Raw genomic sequence first — 8104 nt, forward strand, 5'->3', positions numbered from 1 at the left:
ACGGGGACCTACCTCGGGAACAACACGACGATCGGATTCTGGGGCACGACCAGCCGGCAGAAGGAAACCGAGCTGTCCAGAAGGAGTGGGCCCGAAAACGAGGGACCGTTCGTGCAGATTCAGCGGATGGGACAGACGCTCATCAAGACCGTCTTCATTCCCGCCGCGCAGCGAGACCGATACAACCGGAGCGTTCCCGAGGACGACCTGGCCGACCTGAACAACTTCTCCGTCCCCCCCGAGGCTCCTGGCTTCAGCCGCTTCATCCCGGACGCCTTGACGACCATGGACAATGACGGGACCGGCAACACGATCGCCGCGCGAGCAGCCGTCCTCACCGCCCTCGGCGTGGCAACCCTTCCGAGCGGCGCCCCACTGTTGCCCGGCCTGGCCGGCTTGCCCAATACCAATCGGAACCTGATCCGCCACGTCATCTTCCCCGATGTGCTGCGGATCAACCTCAACATCCTGCCGCCCGGTGACCTCGTCGTCGCGGCGAACGGGCTGCAGAACGGCCGGCGGCTGGACGATGACGTGACCGACATCCTTCTGAGGCTGGCCCGCCAGCTCGCCGACGTGAACTTCCCGCCTGGGAGCGGGGTGCCAGGCAGCGGCCCGCTGCGGCCGGGCGCCCTGAATTGCACTGTGCTGCCGAACTGCCCCGACCGGCGGGTCCTGGCGGTCCTTCAGGGGACCGATTTCATCGAGCCCGACGCCGACGTGCCGAATCTGGCCAACAGCGGACAAGACCGGCCGCTGCTCACTGACTTCCCATTCTTCGGGGAGGCGCACCCCCTGCCCGGGAACACGACGCCGGCTCCCGGCACGGTCGGCTACCCGACCACGCCGAACGACCCGACGTAGGGCGCGGCCGCGGTCAGGCGAAAAGAGAGCGGTGAGTTGATCAGGGGGAGGGAGATGGCGGCAGCACGCGTTGTTCTTCTCGCCATCTCCCTTCTCCTCTCGCTCGGGGCGGCCAGCGACCTTCCCGCTCAGCCCCAGGCGACCGATCAGCTCATCAAGTTCTTCCAGTCCCGCGTCGCCAGGGACTCCGCGGACTTCTTCAGCTACAACAAGCTCGGGGCCGCCTACCTCCAGAAGGCGCGGGAAACGGGCGACATCACCTACTACGAGCTGGCCGAGAAGGCGCTCAAGAAGTCACTTGAGCTGCTCCCGGCCGGCCCGACGGCCACGAGCGCCACGACATCGCTGGCCGTCGTGCAGCTGGCCCAGCACCGGTTCGCGGACGCCCTGACCTCCGCTCAGAAGGCGCTCGCGCTCGGCTCCGGCGATCGGTCCCCCCAGGCCGTCGTGGGCGACGCCCACCTCGAGATGGGTGAGTACGAGAAGGCCTCCCTGGCGTACTCGAAGATGCTCGCGCTCAGCGGACCGCTCCACCCCTCGAGCCGTCTCTCGTATCTGCAGTTCCTGCGGGGCGATCCCCCCGGCGCGGTCGAGCACATGCGGAGAGCGGTGGCAACCGCCATCGAGGGCAACGCCCCGCCGGAGAACGTCGCCTGGAGCCGGGTGCAGCTGGGCGAGCTGTTCTTCCAGATGGGAGAGGTGGCGAAGGCCGACGCCGCCTACCAGGAGGCCCTCACCACGTATCCCCGCTATCACCGCGCCCTGGCCGGGCTGGGGAAGGTGCGGGCGGTCCAGCAGAAGTATCAGGACGCGATCGAGCTCTACCACAAGGCCCTCGACGTCATCCCGCTGCCCGAGTACGCCGCCGCCCTGGGCGACGTCTACACGAGGATCGGCCGCGCGGGCGACGCCAAGAGGCAGTACCAGCTCGTCGAATACATCGGCTACCTGAACACGGTCAACAAGACGATCTACAACCGGGAACTCGCGCTCTTCTACGCCGATCACGATATCATGCTCAAGGAGGCGCTCGACCTGGCCCAAAAGGAGCTGGAGGTCAGACGCGATATCTACACCCACGATGTGCTGGCCTGGGCCCTCTACAAGAACGGCAAGCTTGCTGAAGCGCGCGCGGCGATGGCCGACGCTCTGCGACTGGGGACGCGGGACGCCCGGCTGTTCTTCCACGCCGGCATGATCCATCGGGGTCTGGGAGATACCGAGAAGGCCAGGGAATATCTGCGTCGGGCTCTGTCGACCAACCCTCATTTTCACGTCCTCCAGGCGGAAGTGGCCGAGCGCACGCTCAAGGAGCTCGGGGTCGGCGGTGGCCGGTAACCCGCTGTCGTCGGCGCTCGCGCTGGCCGCCGTCGTGATTGCCGCCACCCTCGGCGTCCCCGGTCCGGGCTTCGCCCACCCGCTGGGAAACTTCAGCATCAGCCAGTACGCGGGGATCCGCCTCGAACCGGACGACATCGAGCTGCGCTACCTCATCGACATGGCGGAGATCCCGACGTTCCAGGAAATCCAGGAGACGGGGATCGTTCCCGAAGCGGGCCACGCGAGCCTGCGACCCTACCTGACCCGAAAGGCGGAGACGCTCAAGGAGGGGCTCCGGCTCACGCTCGACGGCCGGCGGCTCCGGCTCGAGACCGCGTCAACGGACGTGATCTTCCCGCCCGGGGCCGGCGGTTTGCCGACGATGAAGCTGGGCGTCCTCTACCGCGCCCGGCTGGCCGATTCGCCCGCCACCGGCCCGACCACGTTGCGTTACCGGGACGACAACTTTCCCGGCCGGGCCGGCTGGAAGGAGATCATCGCGGTCGGGGCCCCCGGGATTTCCTTGCTGAGCAGCTCCGTACCCGACCAGGACCGGAGCCAGCAGCTGGCCGACTACCCGACCGACCTTCTCAACAGCCCGCCCCAGGATCTCGAGGCGCGGGTCGTCTTCACCAGGGCGTCGGCGCCGCCGCTCACGAGGGCAGAGACGCCCGGCCCCGCTTCTCCCGGCGCGGGGCCGGGGACGCCACCACAGTCGGCGAGCCCCCCGGAGATGGCCCGATCCGTCGACCCGCTCGGGCTCCGGCCGAACACCCAAGCGACGCCGCGGGACGCGTTCACCGACCTCATCGCCACGAAGCAGTTAGGGTTCGGGGTTGTGGCGATGGCCCTGGCGGTCGCGGCGGTCCTGGGGGCCTTTCACGCGTTGGAGCCCGGTCACGGCAAGACGGTCGTCGCCGCCTACCTCGTCGGCTCGCGCGGAACCGCCTGGCACGCCGTCGTCCTCGGCCTCGTCGTGACGGCGTCGCACACGGCCGGGGTGTACCTGCTCGGCGGGGTGACCTTCTACGCGTCGCAATACGTGCTGCCGGAGCGGCTCTACCCCTGGCTCGGGGTGGGGTCCGGTTTCACCATCGCCGGCCTCGGGTTTTTCCTCTTCCTCCGCCGGTATGGCGCCTCGTCCAGGCATGGTCACGACCACCATCACCACCACGCGCCGGAGTCCGGGCACCGGCACCCCGAAGCGGGCACGACCGTGTCTCTCCGGGAGCTCGTCGCCCTGGGGGCGACCGGCGGGATCATTCCCTGCCCCGCCGCGCTCGTCGTCTTGCTGAGCGCGCTCTCGCTGCGCCGAGTGGGGTTCGGTCTCCTCCTGATCGTGGCGTTCAGCGTGGGGCTGGCCGTCGTGCTGGTCGCCATCGGCATCCTGATGGTCTATGCTCGACGCCTGATGTCCCGGTTCCATGAGGACGGCCCCCTGATCACCCGATGGCTGCCGCTGGCCTCCTCGGCCATCATCACGCTGCTGGGCGTCGCGATCGCCGTGCAGGCCCTCGTGACCATCGGGGTCCTCCCGATTCGGATCTGACGATGGACTACTCGCTGACCGCGGTCCTGGGCGTGGGATTCCTCATGGGAATCCGCCACGCCATGGAGCCCGATCACGTGGCTGCGGTGTCGACCTTCGTGAGTCAGCAACGGAGCGTGTTGCGCTCGTGCCTGCTGGGGACGTTCTGGGGCATCGGACACACCTCCGCCCTGCTCATCGCCAGCCTGGCCGTGATCACCTTCAAGGTGACCATCCCGCCTCAAGTCGAGAAGGCGATCGAGACGGTGGTGGCGCTGGTCCTGATCCTGCTCGGTGGGCACGTCCTCCTCCGATCCCTGAGTGACGTGCATCTCCACCAGCACGAGCACTCGCACGACGGTGACTCGCACAGCCATGTCCATGTCCACGTCGGCGCCCAAGATGCTCACGGGCACATTCACCTGCTGCGTATGGGGAGATGGCCTCTGCTGGTGGGGGTGTTGCACGGCCTGGCCGGCAGTGCGGCGCTCATGCTGCTGATCGTGGCCACGATCCCGTCACCGGTGGCCGCGCTCTTCTACGTCCTCGTCTTCGGGATCGGCTCGACGGGCGGGATGCTGGCGCTCAGCGGGCTCATCGGGCTCCCGTTCGTCGCCACAGCCGGCCGTTCGCGGATGGCCCATGTGGCTATCCAGGCGGTGGCCGGCGGCGTCAGCATGATCATCGGCGTGATCGCCCTGTGGAGCCTCAGGGGGACGTAGCGACGGCGAGCGGGAAGCCTACAGGAGCTTCTCCATGACGACGGTGTCCACCCATCGTCCGTCCAGCATCCCCTGCTCTTTGTAGACGCCGACGGTCCGGAACCCGAACTTCTCGTAGAGCGCCATGCCGCCCGCGTTGGTGGGGAACGCCGACAGCACCAGCTTGTGGAAGCCGTGCTCGCGGCCCAGCTCGATCAGGCGGCACAGGAGCGCGCTGCCCACGCCCTTGCCGCGATACGAGCGCTCCACGTACACGGAGAAGTCGGCGACGAACCGGTAAGCCTCGCGCGAGTTGAAGGCGTTGAGGCTCCCCCAGCCGACGACCTCGTCGCGCTCGTTTTCGACGACGATCACCGGATGGCGGGGACTACGGTTGGCGAGCCACTGGCGGCGCTCCTCCGGCGTGCGCGATCCCGTTTCCAGGGTGGCCACCCGGTCCTCGATGCCCTGGTTGTAGATGCGGCCGATCGCCTCGGCGTCCGCCGCGGTGGCCAGCCGGACCCGGTACGGCGTCACGGCAGCTCCCGCGCGTCCAGCCGGTCCTCCTTCTGCAGCCGTGCGAACTCCTCCAGCGTCCACCCCACGCTCACCTCGAGCGCCGTGGGCGGCGCCGGCCCCAGGTCGCGCTGGTAGCGCGCGTCGTCGAGCGCGTCGGGGAAGGGGATCGGCTGCTCGACGTGGGTGATCGAGCCCTTCGCCCGGGGCCACGCCTCGGTGATCAGCCGGACCACGTCGGCGACGGCGGCCGACGAGCCGTGCAGGTTGTAGACGCGCGCGCCGGCGAGGTCCGAGCGCGATGCGGCGATGAAGGCCCGCGCCACGTCCTCGGTGTAGACGAGATCCGTGCGGCCGCCCCAGCGGATCTGAAACGGCCGGCCCAGCACGGCCGCCTTCATGGCCAGCGTGGGGTCGGCGGTCAGCCCGAAGTCGCGCCCGGGACCATAGACCGACAGGGGGCGGAACCCCATCGACGGGATCTTGTGCTCCTCCCAGTAGATGCGCGCCGTCTCCCCGTTGGCGACCTTGTAGATACCGTAATGCGTCGCCGGGTGCGGAGGCGCGTCGTCCTTGATCGGCCCCGGCGGGTAGAGGCTGGGCGGTCCGAAGACGGCCGCCGACGAGGCGTAGACGATCCGCTCGATCCGACCGCCGCCGGTGCGCGCCGCCTCGAAGACGTTCGCGGTGCCGACGACGTTGATCAGCGCCCCCCGCGAGGGGTCCTGGCGGCAGAGGGGGATCTGCCAGGCGGCGAGATGAATGATCCGCCTGATCCCGTGGTCGCGGACGACCGCGGCCACCCGCTCACGATCGGCAATGTCGCCCCGCTCGAGGGTGATGCGACCGGCGACGTCGGGACCGACGATCATCCGCAGGCGCCACGGATCGTCGCCCAGGTCGAAGACGACGGGGCGCTCGCCCTCGGCCAGAAGCCCGCGCACGACCCACGCACCGATGCAGCCGAAGGCACCGGTGACCAGAACACTCATGGCCCCGAACCATATCACACGTGGACGGACGGCAATTGCGGTATGCTCACCGCCATGATGGCTGGGCGTCTCCGCCTGCCGGCGGTCGTGGGGTTACTCACCGGAGCGCTGTTCGTCGTCTACGTCGTCGGGCTCGCGCCGCACCTGGTCCATCACCTCTTCGACCCGCACCAGCCGCAAACCGATTGTCCGTTCGCCACCGCCGCCGAGCGCCAGCACGCGACGCCGGCCGCCGCCGTCACCGTCGTCACGGCGATGGCGTCGGTGCCGCTCACGCGACCGGCGCCGCCGAACCTCCCGGTCGTCGTCCTCGCCGCCGCCTCCGCTCGGGCCCCGCCCGTCACCGCCTCCTAGACCGCTCGTTCCCGTCGCCGTCCCCGACGCCGGCCTCCGTCTTCCCGTGTGGCGGAGAGCCGTCGATCTCACCGTCGGCGATGACGGCGCTTCGTGTCATCCAAAACGCATCAGGAGGCGAAGATGCGCGCATTCAGGCGTCTCTCTATCGTTGGCAGCTTGGCGCTCGCGTGGCTCGGGCCGTCATCGGCACTGGCCGAGCAAAGCGTGTCCCCATCCGAGCTCGAGATCCTGAAGCAGGAGGTCGGCCGGCTGCAGGAGCGCCTGCGCCGGCTCGAGCAGTCGCAGCAGCGCTCGGTCCCCGACCCGTCGCCCGCGGCCGTGCCTGTCGCGCCCCCGTTGCCGCCACTCCCCGCGGCCCTCCCCGTCACGGCCCAGGCGCCGCCGGCCGTGGCCCCTCGCCCCGGCGAGCGTGAGATCCAGCTCGAGCGGGAGCATCCGCTGGAGACGCTGGGGCTGCCCAAGCCCGAGCTCGGCGGAGTGCGCATCTCGGGATTCTTCGTGGGCTCGGCGAACTACAACTCGCACATCCAGATGGTGCCGGAGTTCGCCGGGAACGCTCCGGTCAGCTCGGAGCCCCGCAGCCTCGACTTCAGATTCGACCAGTTCGCGATCGGCGCCTTCAAGACGTTCTCGCCCTGGCTCTCGGCCGGCGCCAGCATCGAGGTGGAGCGCCACGCCCACCGGCACAGCCACGGCTTCGACCAGCCTCCCGGAGCCGATCCGTCAGGCTTCGGCTGTCCTGGCGGCGGCGGTGTCTGCATTGAGCGGTTCGGCGCGGAGGCGATCGAGACCGAGATCAGCTTGCACCGCTTCAACATCACCGGGATCGCACCCCTGGGTAACGGTCTGGCGCTCTCCTTCGGACGTTTCGACACTCCGTTCGGCTACGAGCGCCACGACGCCGCCTTGAACCTGACGGCGACGACGTCCGAGGTGAACCGCTTCGGGCGGCCGATGAGCATGACGGGCTTTCAGGTGGCCTACCAGTTCGCGCCCTGGCTCGACGCCACCGCCTGGGTCGTCAACCGCTGGGAGAACGAGACGACCGAAGACCCGCTGGAAGACAACAACCGCGACAAGAGCTTCGGCGGCCGCGTCGGCTTCACCCCGCTGTACGGCGCGCGGTTGCTGAACTTCGGTCTCGGCGGGTGGTGGGGCCCGGAGCAGGACGACGACACCAAGAGTGAGCGGTGGATCCTCGACTTCGACGTGACGTGGTCTCCTCTCCCGAGACTGCTGCTGGCCGGCGAGCTCGTGTACGGCGGCGAGTCCGCCGTGTCCTTTCGCCGGCGGGGGACGCCGATCGCGGCTGGGGCCGCGAGCAACAAGAGCGTCAACTGGCTCGGCCTCTACGCCCTCGCTCACTACGATCTCACCCGGTGGCTCGGCCTCTCGTTCCGGTACGGGTTCTTCGACGACCAGGACGGGGCACGCACCGGCGTCGAGCAGGTGCTGCACTCGTTCACCATCGCGCCGATCGTCCATCTCTCGAGGCTCATCCCCGATCTCCGGCCGCTGGGCGTGACCTACGCGCGCACGCGGCATCCGTTGGACTGGGTCGATCTGCGGCTCGAGTACCGGCTGAACCACTCCAACAAGCCGGTGTTCTCCGATGCCAAGCCGGGCGTGCCCATCGTGGACTCGGACCGGGATAGCCACCAGGTGACGTTGCAGTTCGTGGTCAACTTCTAGAATGCCGGGCTGGCCGCTGGAAGGGAGGCCCAACCGATGAACGGCATCTACCTTTCGCGCCTGCCGCTGAGCGGCAAGGTGTTCTGCACCCTCTACCTGCTCGGCATCGGCTGCGGCGCTCTGGCCGCCTTCAC

The 8104-nt window shown here is 68.9% G+C and carries 8 protein-coding genes and 1 pseudogene; 6 read left to right on the forward strand and 3 right to left on the reverse strand.

Annotated elements, in window-relative coordinates; genetic code table 11:
- Positions 1–864 (forward strand): DUF4331 family protein (locus tag VGV13_06130; protein HEV8640660.1); only part of this gene is annotated, 864 nt, incomplete at its 5' end.
- 517 nt (positions 865–1381) lie between these two features.
- Here VGV13_06130 and VGV13_06135 read toward each other — a convergent pair.
- Positions 1382–1585 (reverse strand): annotated as a pseudogene (locus tag VGV13_06135) (hypothetical protein).
- Between VGV13_06135 and VGV13_06140 the strand changes: the two are divergent.
- Genes VGV13_06140 through VGV13_06150 form a run of 3 tightly spaced genes read left to right on the forward strand, consistent with a single transcriptional unit; the run spans position 1555 to position 4434 of the window.
- Positions 1555–2202, forward strand: a complete 648-nt coding sequence (locus VGV13_06140; protein HEV8640661.1) for a tetratricopeptide repeat protein — start codon at positions 1555–1557, stop codon at positions 2200–2202. The pseudogene VGV13_06135 and the gene VGV13_06140 sit on opposite strands and share 31 nt — an antisense overlap.
- The gene (locus tag VGV13_06145; GenBank protein HEV8640662.1) at positions 2192–3733 is read left to right on the forward strand and encodes a hypothetical protein; all 1542 of its coding nucleotides are present in this window, start codon (positions 2192–2194) and stop codon (positions 3731–3733) included. Before VGV13_06140 ends, VGV13_06145 begins: the two co-directional genes overlap by 11 nt.
- Before the next feature lie 2 nt (positions 3734–3735).
- Positions 3736–4434 carry an urease accessory protein UreH gene (locus tag VGV13_06150; protein HEV8640663.1) on the forward strand — a complete coding sequence of 233 codons (699 nt, stop codon included), beginning with the start codon at positions 3736–3738 and terminating at the stop codon, positions 4432–4434.
- Between the two features lie 18 nt (positions 4435–4452).
- Here the strand turns inward: VGV13_06150 and VGV13_06155 are convergent, their stop codons facing one another.
- Both VGV13_06155 and VGV13_06160 read right to left on the reverse strand, forming a co-directional pair.
- Entirely contained in the window at positions 4453–4950 is a 498-nt protein-coding gene (locus VGV13_06155) for an arsinothricin resistance N-acetyltransferase ArsN1 family A (GenBank protein HEV8640664.1), read from the reverse strand.
- Complete coding sequence (locus tag VGV13_06160; GenBank protein ID HEV8640665.1) at positions 4947–5921, reverse strand: SDR family oxidoreductase; 975 nt, start codon at positions 5919–5921, stop codon at positions 4947–4949. Before VGV13_06160 ends, VGV13_06155 begins: the two co-directional genes overlap by 4 nt.
- 54 nt (positions 5922–5975) lie before the next feature.
- Between VGV13_06160 and VGV13_06165 the strand changes: the two genes are divergently transcribed.
- Complete coding sequence (locus VGV13_06165) at positions 5976–6275, forward strand: hypothetical protein (GenBank protein ID HEV8640666.1); 300 nt, start codon at positions 5976–5978, stop codon at positions 6273–6275.
- 207 nt (positions 6276–6482) lie between these two features.
- Complete coding sequence (locus VGV13_06170; protein HEV8640667.1) at positions 6483–7970, forward strand: outer membrane beta-barrel protein; 1488 nt, start codon at positions 6483–6485, stop codon at positions 7968–7970.
- Positions 7971–8104: the final 134 nt, after the last annotated feature.

Source organism: Candidatus Methylomirabilota bacterium, from assembly GCA_036001065.1.
Taxonomy (GTDB): Bacteria; Methylomirabilota; Methylomirabilia; order Rokubacteriales; family CSP1-6; genus MNEF01.

Excerpts from the sequence above, each read along its gene's own strand:
- VGV13_06165 (HEV8640666.1), top strand. The coding sequence starts at position 5,976 with ATGATGGCTGGGCGTCTCCGCCTGCCGGCGGTCGTGGGGTTACTCACC.
- VGV13_06160 (HEV8640665.1), bottom strand. The coding sequence starts at position 5,921 with ATGAGTGTTCTGGTCACCGGTGCCTTCGGCTGCATCGGTGCGTGGGTC.
- VGV13_06150 (HEV8640663.1), top strand. The coding sequence starts at position 3,736 with ATGGACTACTCGCTGACCGCGGTCCTGGGCGTGGGATTCCTCATGGGA.
- VGV13_06140 (HEV8640661.1), top strand. The coding sequence starts at position 1,555 with ATGGGAGAGGTGGCGAAGGCCGACGCCGCCTACCAGGAGGCCCTCACC.